The sequence below is a fragment of the Xanthomonas albilineans genome (assembly GCF_009931595.1).
GTDB lineage: Bacteria > Pseudomonadota > Gammaproteobacteria > Xanthomonadales > Xanthomonadaceae > Xanthomonas_A > Xanthomonas_A albilineans.
Genome location: NZ_CP046570.1, coordinates 1033882 through 1053714, shown reverse-complemented (window position 1 = coordinate 1053714; position 19833 = coordinate 1033882). Strand labels below are relative to the sequence as shown.

Annotated in this window: 14 protein-coding genes and 1 pseudogene; 9 read left to right on the top strand and 6 right to left on the bottom strand. The window is 63.5% G+C overall.

Annotated features, from left to right (window positions below):
- Positions 1–6: 6 nt before the first annotated feature.
- A complete protein-coding gene (gene prmB / locus XaFJ1_RS04610) occupies positions 7–933 on the bottom strand; it encodes a 50S ribosomal protein L3 N(5)-glutamine methyltransferase (protein WP_045756762.1) in 927 nt (308 codons plus the stop codon).
- A gap of 85 nt (positions 934–1018) precedes the next feature.
- Between prmB and XaFJ1_RS04605 the strand changes: the two genes are divergently transcribed.
- Complete coding sequence (locus tag XaFJ1_RS04605) at positions 1019–1669, top strand: SCO family protein (RefSeq protein WP_012915504.1); 651 nt, start codon at positions 1019–1021, stop codon at positions 1667–1669.
- Entirely contained in the window at positions 1666–2514 is an 849-nt protein-coding gene (asd, locus tag XaFJ1_RS04600; RefSeq protein WP_012915503.1) for an archaetidylserine decarboxylase, read from the top strand. The genes XaFJ1_RS04605 and asd overlap by 4 nt, the downstream gene beginning before the upstream one ends.
- Positions 2515–2718: 204 nt before the next feature.
- Here asd and XaFJ1_RS04595 read toward each other — a convergent pair whose 3' ends face one another.
- Positions 2719–4326: a transglycosylase SLT domain-containing protein gene (locus XaFJ1_RS04595; protein ID WP_012915502.1), complete on the bottom strand. Its 1608-nt coding sequence runs from the start codon at positions 4324–4326 to the stop codon at positions 2719–2721.
- A 199-nt stretch (positions 4327–4525) separates the two neighbouring features.
- Here XaFJ1_RS04595 and greB point away from each other — a divergent pair, with 199 nt between their 5' ends.
- Entirely contained in the window at positions 4526–5032 is a 507-nt protein-coding gene (gene greB, locus XaFJ1_RS04590; protein WP_012915501.1) for a transcription elongation factor GreB, read from the top strand.
- A 42-nt stretch (positions 5033–5074) separates the two neighbouring features.
- On the opposite strand, the pseudogene rimO reads toward greB, so the two are convergent.
- Positions 5075–6371, bottom strand: a pseudogene (gene rimO / locus XaFJ1_RS04585) (30S ribosomal protein S12 methylthiotransferase RimO).
- A gap of 199 nt (positions 6372–6570) precedes the next feature.
- Between rimO and XaFJ1_RS04580 the strand changes: the two are divergent.
- The 3 genes from XaFJ1_RS04580 to XaFJ1_RS15850 are packed head-to-tail and all read left to right on the top strand — an operon-like array spanning position 6571 to position 7846.
- Entirely contained in the window at positions 6571–7233 is a 663-nt protein-coding gene (locus XaFJ1_RS04580; RefSeq protein WP_012915499.1) for a dienelactone hydrolase family protein, read from the top strand.
- 9 nt (positions 7234–7242) lie between these two features.
- On the top strand, positions 7243–7650 hold the full coding sequence (locus XaFJ1_RS04575; protein WP_012915498.1) for an HIT domain-containing protein: 408 nt from the start codon (positions 7243–7245) through the stop codon (positions 7648–7650).
- Positions 7651–7678: 28 nt separating this feature from the next.
- Complete coding sequence (locus XaFJ1_RS15850) at positions 7679–7846, top strand: LiaI-LiaF-like domain-containing protein (RefSeq protein ID WP_012915497.1); 168 nt, start codon at positions 7679–7681, stop codon at positions 7844–7846.
- Between the two features lie 124 nt (positions 7847–7970).
- Here the strand turns inward: XaFJ1_RS15850 and dcd are convergent, their stop codons facing one another.
- Together dcd and apbC are read right to left on the bottom strand one after the other, a co-directional pair.
- On the bottom strand, positions 7971–8537 hold the full coding sequence (gene dcd, locus XaFJ1_RS04570; protein WP_012915496.1) for a dCTP deaminase: 567 nt from the start codon (positions 8535–8537) through the stop codon (positions 7971–7973).
- A gap of 128 nt (positions 8538–8665) precedes the next feature.
- Positions 8666–9517, bottom strand: coding sequence for an iron-sulfur cluster carrier protein ApbC (apbC, locus tag XaFJ1_RS04565; RefSeq protein WP_012915495.1), 852 nt, complete (start codon positions 9515–9517; stop codon positions 8666–8668).
- Between the two features lie 779 nt (positions 9518–10296).
- On the opposite strand from apbC, the gene XaFJ1_RS04560 reads away from it, so the two are divergent.
- The gene (locus XaFJ1_RS04560; protein ID WP_045757213.1) at positions 10297–13059 is read left to right on the top strand and encodes a TonB-dependent receptor plug domain-containing protein; all 2763 of its coding nucleotides are present in this window, start codon (positions 10297–10299) and stop codon (positions 13057–13059) included.
- 360 nt (positions 13060–13419) lie between these two features.
- Here the strand turns inward: XaFJ1_RS04560 and XaFJ1_RS04555 are convergent, their stop codons facing one another.
- Entirely contained in the window at positions 13420–15012 is a 1593-nt protein-coding gene (locus XaFJ1_RS04555; protein ID WP_045756761.1) for a phytoene desaturase family protein, read from the bottom strand.
- A gap of 158 nt (positions 15013–15170) precedes the next feature.
- On the opposite strand from XaFJ1_RS04555, the gene XaFJ1_RS04550 reads away from it, so the two are divergent.
- Both XaFJ1_RS04550 and XaFJ1_RS04545 read left to right on the top strand, forming a co-directional pair.
- Entirely contained in the window at positions 15171–17291 is a 2121-nt protein-coding gene (locus XaFJ1_RS04550) for a M13 family metallopeptidase (RefSeq protein WP_012915492.1), read from the top strand.
- 182 nt (positions 17292–17473) lie between these two features.
- Positions 17474–19486 (top strand): M13 family metallopeptidase, encoded by a 2013-nt coding sequence (locus XaFJ1_RS04545; RefSeq protein ID WP_012915491.1) that lies wholly within the window; start codon positions 17474–17476, stop codon positions 19484–19486.
- Positions 19487–19833 lie beyond the last annotated feature (347 nt).

The window sequence follows — 19833 nt, the reverse complement described above, 5'->3', positions numbered from 1 at the left end:
GTGGCATCACCGATGCGCGGCCAGCGCGGCGATGCGCGCGTGGTGCGCCACCAACGCGCTGCGTTCCACCGCGAAAATACCCATCTGCCCGACCTTGAACTCGATCCAGGCGAAGTCCACCTCCGGCAGCAACTGCACCAGCGCGCGCTCGGATTCACCGACTTCGCAGATCAACAGCCCATCCTCGCTCAGATGCGCCGGCGCGTCGCGCAGGATCTTGAGCGCCAGATCCAGGCCATCCTCGCCGGCACGCAGGCCCAGTTCCGGCTCGTGCGCGTACTCCGGCGGCAATGCGTCGGTTTCGGCATGGGTGACGTAAGGCGGATTGGTGACGATCAATTCGTAGCGGCGCCCACCCAGCCCGGCGAACAGATCGGACTTGACCAGCGCGACATTGTCGGCCAGCAAGCGCTGTTTGTTTTCCGCGGCCAGCGCCAGTGCCTCGTCGCTGATGTCGACCGCATCCACCTGCCAGTTCGGGTTGTAATGGCCCATCGCGATGGCGATGCAACCCGAGCCGGTGCACAAGTCCAGCGCGCGGCTCACCGCACGCCCGGCCAGCCACGGCTCGAAACCGGCCTCGATCAGCTCGGCGATCGGAGAACGCGGCACCAGCGCGCGCGCATCGCTCTTGAAACTCAGCCCGGCGAACCAGGCTTCGCCGGTCAGGTAGGCGGCCGGGATGCGCTCGGCGATGCGGCGCTCGAACAGCGCCAGCACCTGCGCCTTCTCCGGCGTGGTGACCCGCGCGCTGCCGTAGGCCGGCCCCAGATCGTGCGGCAGATGCAGCGCGTTCAGCACCAGATGCGTGGCTTCGTCCAGCGCGTTGTCGTAGCTGTGACCGAAGCTCAACTCGGCGGCGTTGAAACGGCTGGTGCCGTAGCGGATCAGGTCGATGAGCGTGTGGAGTTCGGCGGCCGCGTCGGCAGTCATGGCAACAAGCAAGGCGATTCGGACCCCGATTATAGAGGCCCGAACGCTATGATGAGCGTTCGTTGCATGGGAAATCAGCATTCGTATGTTCAACCGCACCTTCGGCATCGTCCTGGTGGTTGCCCTGGCCGCGGGCCTGGGGTTGCTGCTGGCGCAGAGGTTCTTCATCGGCAGTCCTGTCCCGGCCTGGCCGGAAACCCTCACCGTGCGCCTGTACCCACAACCGCGCGCCCTGCCCGACGTCCATCTGCGCCAATCCGATGGCAGCGCGCTGACGCCAAGCGCGCTCAAGGGCCATTGGACGCTGGTGTTCCTCGGTTTCACCGCCTGTCCGGATGTGTGCCCCACCACCCTGGCCACCCTGGCCCGCGCGCAGGCGCAATGGCAGACGATTCCGGACAACCTGCGCCCACGGGTGCTGTTCGTCTCGGTCGATCCGCAGCGCGATACGCTGGCGCGGCTGGGCCAGTACGTGCGCGCCTTCCACAAGGACACCCTCGCTGCCACCGCCGACATGCCCGAACTGGAACGCTTCGCCACCGCGCTGGGCTTCGTGTTCCAAAAAGTACCCGGCACGCATTTCGCGCAGAATCCCAACGATTACAGCATGGACCACTCCGCCGCGATCGCGGTGCTCGATCCGCAGGGCCGGCAGGCTGGATTGATCCGCCCACCGTTCGACGCGGCGGCGATCGCCGCCGATCTGCAAGCGCTGACCAAGACCACCACGCCATGAGCCTCATAACCCGATTGACTTACGTGCTGCCGCACCGGCTGCTGTCGTCGCTGGCGCGGCGCCTGGCCTATTCGTCGCAACCAACGCTGAAACAATGGCTGATCGACACCGTGGTGCGCCGCTTCGGCGTGGACCTGAGCGAGGCCGCGCAGCCCGATGCGCGCGCCTACCCCACCTTCAACGCCTTTTTCACCCGCGCGCTGAAGCCCGGCGCACGTGTCGCCGATGCCAATCCACAGGCGCTGCTGATGCCGGCGGACGGCCGCATCAGTCAACTCGGCCAGATCGAGGATGGGCGCATTTTTCAGGCCAAAGGCCAGTCGTTCACCGCTGCGGAATTACTCGGCGACGCTGCGGCAGCGACACCCTTCGCCAATGGCTTGTATGCCACCGTGTACCTGTCGCCACGCGACTACCACCGCGTGCACATGCCCTGGACCGGCACCCTGCGCGAGACCGTGCACGTGCCGGGGCGGTTGTTCAGCGTCGGCACCGATGCGGTGCGCAGCGTACCGCGGCTGTTCGCGCGCAACGAGCGCTTGGTCTGCCATTTCGATACCGACTTCGGGCCGATGGTCTCGGTCATGGTCGGCGCGCTATTGGTGTCGGGCGTGGAAACGGTGTGGAGCGGCGTGGAGATCCCGCGCTACGCAAACCGCATCACCCGCAAGGACTGGCGGGGCAAGGGAATCAAAGTGCAACGATTCGAGGAGATGGCGCGCTTCAACTATGGCTCTACGGTCATCGTGCTGCTCCCGCCCGGCGTAGCCGCGTTCGACCCGACGCTGAAAGCGGAATCACCGGTGCGGCTCGGCCAAGCGCTGGCACGGCGACTGCACGGCTGACGGGCGGCAGCGATAAACCGCCTGATGCTACGTCGAGAAATCCACCTCACCCACATCGCATCGAAGCAAATCGCCCGAGACTGCCGCCTCACCGCCATGTGCCGAACGAGGCACTCGAAAAGGCAATTGCTGCCAGCCGCCTGGCACACGCGTTAGCGTGCGTCCCCAGCCAGCGGCATCCACGTCAACGGCCATTTTCAGCGACTATTTTTCACAGCCGGACAGTTTCAACGACTGCCCCGGCTTCACCGCATAGCTAGGCGCGCGCAAACCGTTGGCCTTGGCAAGCTCCTTGATGTCGCAGTCGTGATGGTCGGCGATCTTGCCCAACGTGTCGCCCTTGGCGACGCGGTAGCTTCGCACCGGCTTTTGCTTCTCTTTGGGCTTGACCGAGGCCGGATGACCGGTGGCAACCGTGGTCCGCACACCAGCAACCTGCCTGACATCGCCCACTGCAACATTACCGGTGAAATCGGCAGCCGGCGCACCGCGGCCGCTGCGCACGGCGGCATTGACGTCGGCGGTGATCAGCGCGCGGGCCAGATCGGCGCGCGGGCCACTCACGCAGTAACGGCTGTACAAGCCGACGATCTTGGTGGTGGCGTTGAGAGCCACCCCGGCTGGAATCCAGCCATCGGGCTCGTAGCGCGGGTTGAGATTGCGCAACACACGCATGTAGCCATCGCGCGTGCCATCGCTGCCCAGGCAGATAGTCAGCTCGTAGATGGTGGTGGTCTTGACCAGACGCAGGATGGCCGGTTGCGCATTGACCTTGGGGAACGCCACGCCGTATTGCTGGGGATGCATAAAGATCCACGCAGCGGCGATCACCATCGGCACATAATCCTTGGTCTCGGGCGGAAACTGGTTGTAAACCGCCGCATCCCAAAAACTATTCCCCTGCATCTGGTTGAACACCCGTGCAGCGCGGCCTTCGCCGCCGTTATAACCGGCCAGCGCCAGTTCCACGTTGCGATTGAGTTCGGCCATGCGCTCATTGATGTAGGTGGCGCTGGCCTCGGCGGCGCTACGCGCGTCGTAGCGGGTATCGAAGCCGGTGCCATCTGGCCCCAGACCGAAACGGCGTCCGGTTGCTGGCATGAATTGCATCAACCCGGCAGCACCCACGCGCGAACTGGCATGCACGCGACCGTTGGACTCCTTGGCGATAATGCCGAACAGCAGCGCCTCGGGCAGGTTGCGCTTCTCCCATTCCGGCCACATGACCGCGCGCAGGTTCTCGTAGTTCTCATAACTACTCATCAGCGCAGGGCGCATGTCGGTGAGCCAGCGGCGGATACCGGCCTGCACCGCCGGGTTGTATTCCACCATCGAATCGAAAGCATGACGCTTATCGCTGAGCAGACGCGCTGCACGTAACGCCTCCGGCACGTCGGCGGCCAGCGGACTGATGTGATCCGGATCGGCCTGCAACGGCGGTGCGTCATCCGTGGCGACATCGGCATCGCTGGCCGCGCCTTGCGCATCGGTTTTGGCTTTCAGCAGACGCTTGTATGCACCCAGGTAGGTACCGACCTGGCAATTGCGCTGCTTGATGCAGGCTTCGATCACGTCCTCGATATCCTGCAGCGCAGCATCGCTCTCCTGAGTGCCCTTGGGGTCGTTGTTGCCGACCAGCACCATGGCATCGTTGTAGCGCTTCTCGGCCGCAACAAGACGCTGATCGAGAACGGCAATGGCGGCCTGATCGCGGGCGGAGACGCGGGCAGCATGGGCAGAGGGGACGGCACAGATCAGCGCCATGGCGGCCCCGACGGACCACACGTTGGAGAGGCGGAACGTAAGGGGCATGGCGGAACGCGGCGACGGAAAGGCCGCAGAGTAGCCCCCACCATCGCATTGCGGCAAGCCGGCGGCCATGGCGGTACTGTTTGCGGGGTGACATCGTTCACATCGCCACCGCCGGGCCGGCACTGGCCTAGCGCACGCGGGTGCGCACGCCCGATGCACGCGCTAGCATCGCCCTCCGCTTGACCGTGATTGTGTCCCGATGAGCCGCTGGCGTCCCCCTGCCGAAAAAAGCACAGCCCTGATCACCCCGGAAGGCCATGCCCGGCTCAAGGCCGAACTGGACGATCTGTGGCGCCTGCGCCGCCCGGAGGTAGTCAGGGCGCTGGCCGCCGCCGCCGCCGAGGGCGACCGCTCGGAGAACGCCGAATACACCTACCGCAAAAAGCAATTGGGCGAGATCGACCGCCGCGTGCGCTACCTGAGCAAACGCCTGGAAGCGCTGCGCGTGGTCGCCGACGCTCCGTCGGACCCGCAGGCGGTGTTCTTCGGCGCGCGCATCGCACTGGAGGATGTCGACAGCGGCGAACTGCGCCGCTACCGCATCGTCGGCCCGGACGAGACCGACGCCGCGCGCGGCTGGATCAGCATCGATTCGCCGCTGGCGCGGGCGCTGCTGAAAAAACGCATCGACGACGAGGTGGAAGCGCAATTGCCCGGTGGCCGCCACAGTTTCGTGGTGGTGGCGGTGGAATACGGCGCGCCTTGAACCTGCGAGGGCCACGCGCCGCATGTGCCGATCCAACCGACCTCAGAGCACCCGCAAATCCAGCGACCGCGACGGTGTCTGATGCGCCGGCAAGGCATCGCCGAACAGATCGTGTTCGTCGCTGTCGGTGATTTCCACCTGGACCAGATCGCCTGGTTTGAGGCCGCTTTCGGCGCCATTTTGGATATGCACAAGGCCATCGATCTCGGGCGCATCGGCCTTGGAACGCGCCACCGCAATGCTGTCTTCCAGCAAATCCACCAGGCATTCCTGCACGCTGCCGATCTTGGCGTCCAAGCGTGCCGCAGAAATTTCCGCCTGCCGCGCCATGAAGCGCGCCAACCGTTCCTGCTTGAGCGCCTCCGGCACCGGATCCGGCAAGGCGTTGGCACTGGCGCCTTCCACTGGCGAGTAGGCGAAGGCGCCGACACGGTCGAGTTGGGCGGCGTCCAGGAACTCCAGCAACTGTTCGAACTCGGCGTCGGTCTCGCCTGGGAAGCCAACGATGAAGGTCGAGCGCAAGGTGATGTCCGGGCACAACGCGCGCCAGCGCTGCACGCGTTCCAGTGTGCGCTCGACCGCGCCCGGCCGCTTCATCAGTTTGAGAATGCGCGGGCTGGCGTGTTGAAACGGGATGTCCAGGTATGGCAGCAACTTGCCTTCGGCCATCAACGGGATCACGTCATCCACATGCGGATACGGATACACGTAATGCAGCCGCGTCCATGCGCCCAGTTCCGCCAATCCCTCGCACAGCGCCGTCATCCGCGTCTGATAGGCGCGACCGCGCCACTCACGCTCTGCGTACTTCAGATCCACGCCATAAGCAGAGGTATCCTGCGAGACGATCAGCAATTCGCGCACCCCGCCTTTGACCAGACGCTCGGCCTCGCGTAACACCTCATCGACCGGGCGCGACACCAGATCGCCCCGCATCGACGGAATGATGCAGAAGCTGCAACGGTGATTGCAGCCTTCGGAGATCTTCAGATACGCGTAATGGCGCGGGGTCAGCTTGACCCCGATGTCGTCCTCGCTGCTGCCGCGACCGCGCGGCAGCAGGTCCACGAACGGATCGTGACGCGGCGGCAGCGCCGCATGCACCGCCTCCATCACGCTCTGATAGTCCTGCGGTCCGGACACCGCCAGCACATCCGGGTACGCCGCGCGAATCTGCTCCGAGCGCTTGCCAAGGCAACCGGTGACAATCACCTTGCCGTTCGATGAAGCCACAGGTATTGACCACCACCACATCGGCCGCGTCGTAGCTGGGCACGATCGCATAACCCTCCGCGCGCAACTGGGTGAGGATGCGTTCGGAGTCGACCAGGGCCTTCAGTCAGCCGAGGCTGACGAAGCCGACTTTGGGCTTCGCAAGAGACATGGGGCCGGGTTCCGGGGCCGGGAAGAAAAAGCACGCGGATCATAGCGGGCCAAGGTGGCTTGCGCGGCATGCCAGCACCCAGCCCTTCACCCGTTCCCCCGCCTTGGTCGCAGCCATGGATAATCCACCGCATCTTCCGCCACAGGAGCGCACCATGGGCCACTGGATCACCCTCTCCACCGCGCACGGCCAGGTCTCCGCCTGGCACGCTCAGCCAGACGGCATCCCGCGCGCCGGGCTGGTGATCATCCAGGAAATCTTCGGCGTCACCGCCTACATCCGCGAAGTCGCCGAGCGCTATGCCGCCCAGGGCTACGCGGTGCTGGCGCCGGCGCTGTTCGATCCGATCGAGAAAGACGTGCAACTGACATACGACCAGGACGGCGTGCACAAGGGCCTGGAGCTGGTCGGTGCGCTCGGCTTCGAGCGGGCCTTGGACATCATGCAGGCCGCCGCACAGACGCTGGCCCCGGCAGGCAAGGTCGGCACCCTCGGCTACTGCTGGGGCGGCAGCGTCGCACTGCTGGCGGCACTGCGCTTGGGCCTGCCCTCGGTGAGCTACTACGGCGGGCGCAACACCCAGTTTCTGGACGAGACGCCGAAGGCGCCGGTGCTGTTCCACTTCGGCGCGCACGACAACAGCATCCCGGCCGAAGCGGTGCAGCAGCACCGCGAAAAACTGCCGCAGATGCAGACCTTCGTGTATCCGGCCGGACACGGCTTCGACCGCCACGTCGATCCGCATCACCACGACCCGGACAGCGCCGAGCGCGCACGCGAACGCAGCCTGGCCTTCCTCGCCGAGCACCTGGGTTGAGTCACGGCCATGGCCGAGTTCATGCTCGATCCACGCCTGCACGCCGACAGTGCGTTCGTCGCCGACGGACCACTGTCGCAAGTCCGGCTGATGGACGATGCCCGCTTCCCGTGGCTGCTGCTGGTACCGCGGGTGGCCGATGCCAGCGAATGGATCGACCTGGACGGCAACCAGCAGCGCCTACTGTTGGCAGAGATCAATCAACTCTCGCAGTTGCTGCGCCAGGAGCCGGACGTGCGCAAGCTCAATATCGGCGCACTGGGCAACGTTGTGGCGCAATTGCACGTGCATGTGCTGGGGCGGCATCCGGGCGATGCAGCTTGGCCCGGACCGGCCTGGGGCAGCGGCCCAGCCCAGCGGCTGCCAGCCGACCTGCTCCAGGCGCGTGTCGCGGTCTGGCGCCAGCGGCTACGATAAGCTCCCTTTTTGCAGAAACCGCGCCTCCATGAAATCCAATGCGATCGCCGCCATCGTGCTGATCCTGATCGGCCTGGTGTTCCTGGCCAACAACCTGGGCTGGACCCATCTGAGCCTGGGCCGATTGATCGCGACCTGGTGGCCGGCAATTCTGGTCGCGGTCGGCGTCGGCATGTTGTTCGGCCGCGGCAAATAACCGCCGACACCGACACATGGCGGCGGCGTGGCGGATCAACGACGGACATTGAACACCCAGGCGCCAGCGCTCGGATCGTGCCAGCAGCGCTTGTCTGGGGGGCCCTCGTGATCGAAAGGGAAACTCAGGTTCTGGGCAAGGTCACGCCGGTCTGGCCCTGGTACTTGCCACCGCGGTCCTTGTAGCTGGTTTCGCAGATCTCGTCGGACTCGAAGAACAGCATCTGCGCGACACCTTCATTGGCATAGATGCGCGCTGGCAGGGGTGTGGTATTGCTGAACTCCAGGGTCACGTGCCCCTCCCACTCCGGCTCCAGCGGGGTCACGTTGACGATGATGCCGCAGCGCGCGTAAGTGCTCTTGCCCAGGCAAACCACCAGCGTACTGCGTGGAATGCGGAAGTACTCCACCGTGCGCGCCAAGGCGAAACTGTTGGGCGGGATGATGCAGACATCCGATTCGATGTCGACGAAACTCCCGTTGTCGAAGTGCTTGGGATCGACGATGGTCGAGTTGATGTTGGTGAAGACCTTGAATTCGCGCGAACAACGCACGTCATAGCCGTAACTGGAGGTGCCATAACTGACGATGCGCTCGCCATTGACCTGTTTGACCTGGCCCGGTTCGTACGGCGCGATCATGCCGTGCTGTTCGGACATGCGGCGGATCCAACGGTCGCTCTTGATGCTCATGGGTAGTCCTGATGCCGATGGCGGCAGGCCACGGCCTGCACGCCGGAAACGCGACCGACGCCGAAAACGGGCCGCAACAGCCGGCGATTCTAGCTGGTCGTGGGCCATTCGCCGAGCGGCTCCGGCCCTCAGCGCAACGCCGCGGCAATCGGGATAGCCGCACGCGGCCGCTTGCGCAACTCCTCGACCAAGCGCTGCGCCGTGGACATATAGGCTTGTGCCGCAACCGACTCCGGCGCGGCCACCACGATCGGCGTGCCGGCATCGCCTTGCTCGCGTATCGCAATCGCCAGCGGCAGCGCCCCCAACAGCGGCACTCCATACTCCTGCGCCATGCGCTGGCCGCCGCCCGCACCGAACACATGCTCAACATGGCCGCACTGGCTGCACGTGTGCATCGCCATGTTCTCGACGATGCCCAGCACCGGCACCTCGACCTTCTCGAACATCTTCAGCGCCTTTTTTGCGTCCAGCGTGGCGATATCCTGCGGAGTGGTGACGATCACCGCACCGGCCACCGGGATCTTCTGCGCCAGGGTCAACTGGATGTCGCCGGTACCCGGCGGCAGATCGATCAGCAGGCAGTCCAAGTCGTCCCACAGCGTGTCGGCGAACAACTGAGTCAACGCCGAGGTCGCCATCGGCCCGCGCCAGATCATCGGCGTGTCTTGGTCCACCAGCAGGCCGATCGACATCGCCTCGATGCCAAAAGCGCGCATCGGTTCGATCGTCTTATCGTCCGGGCTGTCCGGCCGACCGCTCAACCCGAGCATCGCCGGCACGCTGGGCCCATAGACATCGGCATCCAGCACCCCGACCCGTGCCCCCTGACGCTGCAGGGCCAGGGCCAGATTCACTGCCGTGGTGGACTTGCCCACCCCGCCCTTACCGGAACCGACGGCGATGACATTACGGATACGGGGATGCGGCGCGAGTTTGGGCTGGACGGCGTGGGCGGGAAGGCGGAGATGTTCGGTCATTGGGAAACTCATCGAATGAAATGAAACGCTTGCACGCAGGGCACTGCGCGGCAAGCGGGAGACGGGGACAGGACCGCACCGCGGCCATGGCTGTTGACCCAGCGGTCGCGACGCGAGGGATCAGATGGACATACGACTATACAAGTGCGAGGCATTCGCCATCCTCGGCCATGTGCTTCTGTACCCACGCCTGCCGCGCAAATTTGCGCAATCGGCACCCGAACGCCCCGTGTACGGACGCGATGGCCCGACGCGGGCACGCCAATCGAAGCGCACCGGCAACGGCGCGCAAGGCACGCATCGTGACCGTCACTCGCCGCTCCCGCCCCATCCGGGAGAAACAGAATCACCGATCTGGTGCGAGCCGTGCGTCGCCCGCGGACACCAGCACCACCTCCAGACATGCATTCGTTAGGGACCGCACGTCGTTCGCCTGCTCGCCCAATGCATCCATTCAGCATCATGTACATACAACGCCCCAACATGATGCGAATCGGTCATCCGCTGCACGTAATCGGCTGTTTCACCGATGTTTGCCATTGAATCCAGACATATGCAGTCCGTAGACAAAAAAAGAGACAGGCTCATAAAGTCAACCGTTAAGTCCGTGTTACGTTTGGTCACATCGCGGGAAGCGATCCAACTTTCGACACACATGTCGTGGCACGAGGCCGAGTCCCCCCTCTCATCGATTGATTTTCGGGAACAGAAAAATCATGACTGCTCGTCACACTCGTTATTTCATGCATCGCCAACTCAGTGCCGCACTTGTCTCGGCCATGTTGCTCCCAACAGCGTTCAACGCCCTTGCGCAGGACAGCGCATCCGATGGCAAGTCGACCGACAAGACGACGAACCTAAGCAAGATCACCGTCACCGGCTCGCTGATTCCGCAAAGCCAGATCGAGATCGCCACCCCGGTCACCACGATCGATGCCGAGGAAATCAAGGCACGCGGCTTCAGCAGCGTCGCCGAAGTGCTGCAGAAGAGCTCCTTCGCCACCGGCGGAGTGGAAGGCGGGCAAAGCTCGGGCACCTTCACCCAGGGCGCGAAGTCCGTCAGCCTGTTCGGCCTGCCACAGGGGTACGTGAAATACCTGATCGACGGCCGTCCGATGTCGAACTACCCCGCGCTGTACGACGGCACCGATACCTTCAACAACATCAGCGGCATTCCGATCGACCTGATCGACCGCATCGAGATTCTGCCGGGCGGCCAATCGGCCCTGTATGGCTCCGACGCCATCGCCGGCGTCATCAACGTGATCCTCAAGAAGAAGCTGGACGGCGCGGTGTTCAGCATCCGTGGCGGCCGCTACTTCGAAGGCGGCGGCAACAACTTCCGCACGACCTTCGCCGATGGCTGGACCTCCTCCGACGGCCGTACCAGCCTACTGGGCGGTGTGCAGTACGAGGAAAGGGACCCGATCTGGGCCTACCAGCGCGACCTGACCAAGCAGTTCAACACCCAGGGGTATTCCCCACAATTGGTTGGACGCAACTTTCTGGTCTACGGCAAGAAAACAAGCTACCACTTCCTGGATCCAGCGCGATGCCAGAACGTCTCCGGCCTGTTCAACGGCACCGAAGCGTTGCAACGCCGGGTCGGTTTTGGCGATGAATATTACTGCGGCTCGGCCTATGTACCGGGTTATCGAACCCTCAACAGCAGCCTCAAATCCGCGCAAGTCTACCTGCACGGCACCCACGACATAAATGATAACGTCCAACTCTACGGCGACACGCTCTACAACCACGAACAAACCAAGTACCACATAGGGTCAAACTATATTTGGTGGAACACAGCGTCAGATTTCGGCTATTACTACGACCCGAATATCGGCGATCTGGTCAACCTGCAACGCAGTTTTGCCCCAGAGGAAATGGGCGTCAATGGCATCAAGGACACCATGTCTCACGACAAGAGCGAGTCGGTGCGCGTCACGTTTGGCGCCAAAGGCACACTCAGCCAATCGACCTGGGACTACGATGCCGGCGTCACCTACACCCAGTACAAACTCCAAGAAAACAATTTTGTCCGCTACAAGCCAGCAATCGATCAATTTTTCATCAACAAGGTACTCGGCCCGCAACTCGGCGTGGACCCGATCTATGGCACCTACCCGGTCTATTCGCCGAACTACGCGGCGTTCTACCAGCCGATCAGTCAACAGGAATTCGCCAGCTTCACCGGTTATGCCACCAACAAGAGCAAAACCTCCGACGGCATGATTCGCCTGCAGGCGCTCAATGCCAAGCTATTCAGCCTGCCCGGCGGCGATGCCGGCTTGGCCGTGGTCGGCGAATACGGCAAACAAAAATGGAACTACGCCCCGGATCCTGCGATCCTCAACGGTGGTATCTGGGGTTTGACGGCGGTGTCCGGCGGCGGTCAGCGCGACCGCTACGCGCTGACCTCGGAACTGCGCATGCCGGTCTTCGACCCACTGACCATCACCCTGGCAGGCCGCTACGACGCGTTCAAGGCCAGCGGCCGCACCATCGACAAGCCGACCTACAGCGTCGCACTGGAGTACCGTCCGTTCGAATCGCTGCTGCTGCGTGGCAAATACGGCACCGCGTTCCGTGCACCGACCCTGTCCGATCTTTACCAAGGCAAGAGCGGCTATTACAACACCGTGACCGACTACTACCAGTGCGCACAGCGCGGCTACCTGCCAGGCAACACCGATAATTGCCCACAACAGTATTCCAGCGCCCAGTTCTTCGGCACGCAGTCCGGCAACTTGGGGCTGAAGCCGATCAACGCCACGGTGTGGAGCGCAGGCTTCGTGTGGTCGCCGGTGGAGCGCATGGCCCTGACTGTCGACTATCTCAACTGGGATATCAGCGATGAAGTCACCCTGCAAAGCTCCGATGCGCTGAGCCTGCAGGACTACCGCTGCCGCGCCGGCATCGACTCCCCCAGCTCGGCACTGTGCCAAGCCGCCGAATCACAGGTCACCCGCGATTCGACGGGCCAACTCGCCACCATCTATACGCCGAAGATCAACGTATCCAACCAGAAACTGGAAACAGTCATCGCCTCCTTACGTTATGGCTACGACCTGGGACGCTGGGGTGACCTGAGCAGTATTGTCAGCTACACCCAGAACCTGCGCCACAAGTACGTGCGCTACGCCGGGGACACCCCAGTGGATCTGCTCAACGATCCATACTGGAGTACCGATCCCAAGCGCAAGGCCGATGCGGCGCTCACCTGGGATATCGGCGACTTCTCGACCACCTGGTATGCCAACTGGTTCGACAAGACGCCCAACTATGCCGCGACATTGAACGCCGATGGCTATGCCGGAACGCGAGGCGGGAAACTTCCTTCGCACATCACCCACAACGCCAGCATCACCTACAAGGCATTCGAGGGCATGGAGCTGTCGCTGATGGTGACCAACGTGTTCAACAAGATGCCGCCGCTCGACAAGTCCTATCCTGGCAGCACATATTGGGCGTACAACGATTACAACTACGACGTGTACGGCCGCGCGTACTACCTGCAAATGCATTACGCGTTCGGCAAGTAAGCGGATACGCACAATCGGAAAAGCCCACCCCCGCGGGTGGGCTTTTTTGCGTACGCTGTAATTGGAATTTTGTACGTACATCATCACCACTTCACGGCATATACGGCCCATGACACATCGCCGCCAAGCGAAAATTACGCGCTTTTGATAAGCGCACACACCGCCCTTCGCGCCCGGCAGAGTAGGCGGCGGCGTTTGAAGTCCACAGACGAGGCGACCATATCGACAGACATCGCCACACCGCGGTGCGTCCGCCATCGCGCCACGAATCCACGCTAGGCCGCGCCGCCTATTCCACGATCGCCTCGCTCGAACCGATGCGCGATTGCTTGCCTTACTCTGCGCAAACAGCGACGCAGCTCAACCACGCAACAGGGCCATCGCCGCGTTGTGGCCGGGCGCGCCAGTCACGCCACCGCCAGGATGCGTACCAGACCCACATAGAAACAAGCCAGCAATCGCACCGCGATACGCGGCTTGGCCAAGCATCGGCCGCGCACTGAACAACTGGTTGAGGCTCAACGCACCATGAAAAATGTCGCCGCCGACCAAACCGAACGTGCGCTCCAGGTCCAGCGGAGTCAGCACCTGCCGCCCCAACACCGAGGCGGCGAAACCCGGCGCGTAACGCTCGACGGTAGCGATCATCAGGTCCGCGACCACGTCGCGATACGCATCCCACGAACGCCCCTGCGGCAATTGCGGCGCCACGTGCTGGCAGAACAGACTGGCCACGTGCTGACCGGGCGGCGCCAGCGATGTATCCAACGTGCTCGGAATGAGCAATTCAATGATCGGGTCGCGCGACCAGCCCTGCGCACGCGCATCGTGGTAGGCACGATCCATGTAGTCCAGGCTCGGCGCCAGCACGATGCCGGCGGTGAGATGATCGCCTGGCTCGGGCAACGCGCGGAACGTGGGCAACCGCGATAGCGCCACGTTCATGCGAAACGTGCCGGAACCACAGCGCCAGTGCGCCATGCGCTCCAAGGTGGCGGCCGGCACGTGCCTGGGGTCGAGCAGGCGTTCGTAAAGCAACTTGGGATTGACGTTGGCGACCACATGCCGCGCGTACACACGTTCGCCACGTTCGGTCAGCACGCCGACTGCGCGTCCGTCCTTGACCAAAATCTCAGCCACACCGACATCGGTACGGATGCGGGCGCCGGCCGCGACTGCGGCCTTGGCCATCGCCTGCGTGATCGCGCCCATGCCGCCCAGCGCGTGCCCCCAGGCGCCCTTGACCCCGTTGCTTTCGCCGAACACATGGTGCAACAGCACGTAGGCCGAACCCGGCGTGTACGGGCTAGCGTAGTTGCCGACGATGCCGTCGAAGCCGAACAAGGCCTTGACCGGTTCGCTCTCGAACCAGCGCTCCAGATACTCGGCGGCCGAGAGCGTGAACAAATCCAGCAACTCCTGGCGCAAGGTCGCCTCCAATGCATGCAGGCACCGCCCGAGGCGAGCGGCACGCAGCAACTCCGGTAGCGCCTGCCACCAGCCGCCCTCGGTGACGTTGGGTGGCGGCTGCAACGCCAGCGCACGCAGCACGTCGGCAATGCGTTCCAGCCGCGCCTCGTAGGCGGGTAGGCGAGCGGCGTCGCGCGCGGAGAATTTGGCGATTTCGGACTGGGTCAGGCCAGCGCCGGTCAGTAGATAACGGTCGTTCGGCAACGGCAGGAAATTGTTGCGGCGTCGCGGCACGATGCGCAGGCCATGCCCGGCCAGATCGAGGTCGGCAATCACTTTGGGCTGCAGCAGCGACACCGTATAAGACGCCACCGAGTTGCGGAATCCTGGGTGGAACTCCTCGGTGACCGCGGCGCCACCGACCACGCCGCGCCGCTCCAGCACCGTCACCGTCCAACCGGCACGCGCCAGATACGCGGCGCAGACCAAACCATTGTGGCCGGCGCCCACGATCAGGGCATCGCATGGCGGCTGGCTGCGCATGGCGAGCATGGTAAGCCAGTCCCGTGGCAGCGGCAGCGTGGTCGACCATCACGCCATGCCCATGACCTTCGACACCCCTTGCCCACCCTGAAGCACGATAGAGTCTGCCCTCGGCCCATCCGGGCCATTCCGTATCCACGCTGGCCTGGAGCCTCACAGTGACCCTTCGCACCCCTAAGATCTTGCTGCTGTCCCTCGCCGTGAGCGCCGCACTGAGCGGCTGCGGCAAGCACGACGCGGTCGCCCCCGACACCGCCAAGCCGGCCGCGACAACCGCACCAGCCCCCGCGCCCGCCGCCGCCGAACTCACCCTCGACACCAGCAAGCTGCCACCCTACAGCGCATTCAACATCGACGATCTGGATCCCAGCAAGAACGCCTGCGACGACTTCAATGGCTACGTCAACGGAAAATGGCTGGCCACACACGAGATCCCCAAGGACCGCAGCACTTGGGGCTCGTTCTCGATCCTGGAGGAGCGCTCGGTCGCCGTGCAGCACCAACTGGCCGAACAGGCTGCCGCCGCAACCAACGCAAAGGGCGTGGAAAAAATCGTCGGCGACTTCTGGGCCTCCGGCATGGACGAAGCCAAGATCAACGCGCAGGGCCTCGCCCCGCTGAAGGCCGAGCTGAGCGCGATCGACAACCTCAAGGATGGCCCAGCGGTGGCGGACTACCTGCGCCAGAGCGCGGCCAAGGGCGAGAAAACCCTGTTCTCTTTTTACGCGGGGCCCGACTACAAGAACTCGTCCATGAACATGGCCTACACCATGCAAGGCGACCTCGGCCTGCCCGACCGCGGCTACTACCTCGATGCCGACAAAAAGGACAAGCTGAAGGCGTACCAGGCACACGTCGCCAAGGTACTGGAACTGTCCGGCGTGCCAACGACCGACGCCGCCAAGCAAGCGCAGGACGTGGTGGCGCTGGAAACGCGCTTGGCCAAAGTCTCCAAGTCAATCGAACAACTGTCGCGCGATGAAGCGCTGTCCTACAACCCGATCACCCCGGCCGAAGCCGACAAGCTGACTCCGAACTTCCCCTGGACCAAATTCTTCGAATCGCAAGGCGTGGCGGTGCCGGAGAAGTTCTCGCTGGCAATCCCCGCCTTCCACCAGGAGGTCAGCAAGGCGTTGGGCGATACCGATCCGGCGGTGTGGCGCGCCTATCTGCGCTTCCACACCGTGGATAACGCCTCGCCCTACCTGAGCGATGCCTTCGTACAGGAACGTTTCGCGTTCTACAACAAGGAACTCAACGGCCAGGCGGAGATGAAGCCGCGCTGGAAGCGCGTTCTCCACAGCATCCAGGACGGCGCTGGCGAGGCAATGGGCCAGATGTACGTCAAGGTTGCCTTCTCCGCCGACGACAAGGCCAAGATGGAGCAGTTGGTCGACAACCTGCGTCAAGCGTTGAAAGCGCGGATCGAAAAGCTCACCTGGATGAGCGAGGAAACCAAGGCAAAAGCCCTGGACAAGTGGAAGACCTTCACCCCGAAGATCGGCTACCCGGACAAGTGGCGCGACTACAGCGGCCTGAACACGCAGCGCGACAGCTACCTGGACAACGTGCGCGCCGCCAACGCCTTCAACTACAAGTACGTACTGAGCAAAATCGGCAAGCCGGTGGACAAGACCGAGTGGGACATGACTCCGCAAACGGTCAACGCGTACTACAACGCGCAGCGCAACGAGATCGTGTTCCCCGCGGCGATCCTGCAACCGCCGTTCTTCGACCCGAAGACCGACGACGCGTTCAACTACGGCGGCATCGGCGCGGTGATCGGCCACGAGATGACCCACGCCTACGACGACCAGGGCGCGCGCTTCGGGCCGACCGGCAACATGGAAGACTGGTGGACCAAGGCCGACGCCAAGAAATTCGCCGCGCTCACCGGCAAACTGGTCAAGCAGTTCGACGCTTACAAAGTGGACGGTAAACCAGTCAACGGCAAGCTGACCCTGGGCGAAAACATCGCCGACCTGGGCGGTCTGACCACCGCCTACGATGCCTTCAAGAAAGCCACCGAGGGCAAGGACGACCCGAAGGTCAACGGCATGGCCCGCGACCAGAATTTCTTCATCAACTGGGCCACGGTGTGGCGGACCAAATACACTCCGCAGACCGCGATGATGCTGCTGATCACCGACCCGCACGCCCCGTCGCAGTTCCGTGCGATCGGCGCTCCCTCGAACCTGCCGGCGTTCGCCGCAGCGTTCCAGTGCAAGCCGGGAGCCCCGATGGTGCGTAGCGGCGACAAGCAGGTGGTGATCTGGTAAACGCCGCACACACGCAGCGTCCATCGAAAAGGCCCGGCATGTCCGGGCCTTTTCCTTGCCTGGCGAACGCGCAGCGTGCCACTGCCGACGCGCGCGGCACGACACACCACGCACCATCGCCACAGTTGCACGTCGCGGCTTGTTAAACTTGTCGACTTGATTCCTGACCGGATGCGTTCCAGATGCTCATTGCTCGTCCGCTTGCACTTGCCGTCACCCTCGGCCTGATCGCCCTGGCATCCACCACCGATGCTGCGCCCAAAAAGAAACATGCCGCTGCCCCCAAGCCCCCCGCCGTCAGCGCCGCCTGCAGCGATTTCTACGGCGACGCCAATGCGGATTGGTTGAAGCGCAACCCGGTGCCGCAAACCGGCGCAGTCACCGCTCTGAGCCAACTCGCCGAGCACGCCCAACAGCAGCAACGCGACCTGCTCGAGGCGGCAATGCAGTCACCGCAGAACCAAGTGCAGAAGGCACTGGGCGACTTCTGGGCCAGCGGCCTGGACGAGGCCGCGGTGGAGAAAGATGGCTCCACTCCGATTGCGCCGCTCCTCAGCCGCATCGATGCGATCAAGAAAGCCAAGGACGTACCAGCCTCGATCGCCGCGCTGCATCAGATCGGCATCCCGGTCGCGTTCAATTTCGGCGCCGACGTCGACCTGAAGGCGCTGGACCGCCACATCGGTTACTTCATGCAGGGCGGCATGGGTCTGCCCGACCCGGCCTTCTACACCCGCACCGACGCCGACACCCTGGCGCTGATGGGCCGCTACCGGACCTACGTCAAACAGATCCTGACCCTGACAGGCGCACCAGCGGCCACGCTCGACGCCGACGTGCAGTCGGTGCTGCAGATCGAAACCGCGCTGGCGCGCAGCGCCAAATCCCTGGCCGGCATCAACAACCCGTTCAACAACTACGCGCCGATCTCCACCAAGGACTTGAACAAGCAGTATCGCAATCTGCAACTGGACGCCTTCCTCAAGGCACAGGGCGTCAACGACGACCTGGTGTCAATGGCCGATCCGGACATGTTCAAGCAACTCGACGGCATGATCCTCAGCATCAAGCCCGAGCAGTGGAAGGCCTACCTGCGCTGGCGCGTCGGCGATGCGATGGCGCCATACCTGTCCAAGAGCTTCCGCGACGCCAACTTCGACTTCCGCGGCCGCGTACTGGAAGGCCAACCCACGCCACCGCCACGCTGGGCACAGGTGCTGGACGCGATCAACGTCGCTGCCGGGCCAATGCTCGGCCACGAATACGTCGCCCGTTATCTCAACGCCGACACCCGCCACAAAGCCGAGACCATCGCCGACCAAGTGCGCGATGCGCAGATCGCCGCAGTCAAGCGTAGTACCTGGCTCAGCGAACCCGCACGCACCGAAGCGCAAGCCAAGCTGGCCGCCCTGAAGATCGAAGTCGGCGCACCGCATCGCGACCTCGACTACACCCTGCAACCAACCGGCCGCGGCAGCTTCGGCGGCAACATGCTGATCGCTTCCACTTGGCGCCATCGCGAAGAAATGAAGCGCATCGGCAAGGGCAACGCCGACCGCCGCTGGGACGTGTTGCCGCAGCAACCAGCACTGACCTACGACATCGCCCAGAACCGCCTGATCGTCACCGCCGCCGTGTTGCAACCGCCCGTATTCGCTAGCGGCGGCGACGCTGCTGCGCTATACGGCAGCTATGCGGCGCTGGTCGCGCACGAATTGATCGGCGCGATCGACGACAAGGGCAGTCAGGTCGATGCACAGGGCCAGTTGCGTACTTGGTGGAGCGCCGAGGACAAGAACGCCTGGAACGCGCTGGCCGCACGCGCCGCCACGCAATACGGTGCTTATGATTTCCCCGGCGTGAAAGGCGCCAAAGTCAACGGCACGCTTACCCAATACCAGGACCTGACCGACATCGGCAGCGTCGAACTCGCCTGGCAGACCTACGTCGCCGCACAACCCACTGCCAGCGATACCGGCAAGCAAGCGTTCTACACTGCCTGGGCTGGCCTGTGGGCGCAGCAACTATCGCCGAGCGAAGCGGTGCAACGCGTCACCGCCGACGTGCACGCGCCGGGCCGCTGGCGCACCAACGGCCCCCTGGCCAACCAACCGGCCTTCGCCGCAACCTTCAGCTGCAAAGCCGGACAGCCGATGGTGAGAAGCGACGCCGAGCAGATTCACCTGTGGCCGTAACTGCTATCGGATAAGCAAATCCATGCACGACGGCGCGGACAACCGCGCCGTCGTCGTGTTGGTCGCGACTTTTCTTCGGCGCATGGTCCGGGACAGAACACTTCATACTCTCGCCGATTTTTTGCTCAGGTCATCAGACGAATCGCAGCATCGGCTAAGAACAGCAACCCACTCCATTTTATTGCTCGACTCATCGTGGCCATGGGGGCCAATGCTGGCAAAATACTTACTTTAACGATGGACTCGTTTTCTTGGGGTGAGTCAATGGCCCCAACCATCGATGAATCCGAGTTAACCACATACAATCCATTAAATTAATATTAATGCCGTGACGCCAACCACATTAT

Excerpts from the sequence above, each read along its gene's own strand:
- prmB (WP_045756762.1), bottom strand. The coding sequence starts at position 933 with ATGACTGCCGACGCGGCCGCCGAACTCCACACGCTCATCGACCTGATC.
- XaFJ1_RS04605 (WP_012915504.1), top strand. The coding sequence starts at position 1,019 with ATGTTCAACCGCACCTTCGGCATCGTCCTGGTGGTTGCCCTGGCCGCG.
- asd (WP_012915503.1), top strand. The coding sequence starts at position 1,666 with ATGAGCCTCATAACCCGATTGACTTACGTGCTGCCGCACCGGCTGCTG.
- XaFJ1_RS04595 (WP_012915502.1), bottom strand. The coding sequence starts at position 4,326 with ATGCCCCTTACGTTCCGCCTCTCCAACGTGTGGTCCGTCGGGGCCGCC.
- greB (WP_012915501.1), top strand. The coding sequence starts at position 4,526 with ATGAGCCGCTGGCGTCCCCCTGCCGAAAAAAGCACAGCCCTGATCACC.
- XaFJ1_RS04580 (WP_012915499.1), top strand. The coding sequence starts at position 6,571 with ATGGGCCACTGGATCACCCTCTCCACCGCGCACGGCCAGGTCTCCGCC.
- XaFJ1_RS04575 (WP_012915498.1), top strand. The coding sequence starts at position 7,243 with ATGGCCGAGTTCATGCTCGATCCACGCCTGCACGCCGACAGTGCGTTC.
- XaFJ1_RS15850 (WP_012915497.1), top strand. The coding sequence starts at position 7,679 with ATGAAATCCAATGCGATCGCCGCCATCGTGCTGATCCTGATCGGCCTG.
- dcd (WP_012915496.1), bottom strand. The coding sequence starts at position 8,537 with ATGAGCATCAAGAGCGACCGTTGGATCCGCCGCATGTCCGAACAGCAC.
- apbC (WP_012915495.1), bottom strand. The coding sequence starts at position 9,517 with ATGACCGAACATCTCCGCCTTCCCGCCCACGCCGTCCAGCCCAAACTC.
- XaFJ1_RS04560 (WP_045757213.1), top strand. The coding sequence starts at position 10,297 with ATGTTGCTCCCAACAGCGTTCAACGCCCTTGCGCAGGACAGCGCATCC.
- XaFJ1_RS04555 (WP_045756761.1), bottom strand. The coding sequence starts at position 15,012 with ATGCGCAGCCAGCCGCCATGCGATGCCCTGATCGTGGGCGCCGGCCAC.
- XaFJ1_RS04545 (WP_012915491.1), top strand. The coding sequence starts at position 17,474 with ATGCTCATTGCTCGTCCGCTTGCACTTGCCGTCACCCTCGGCCTGATC.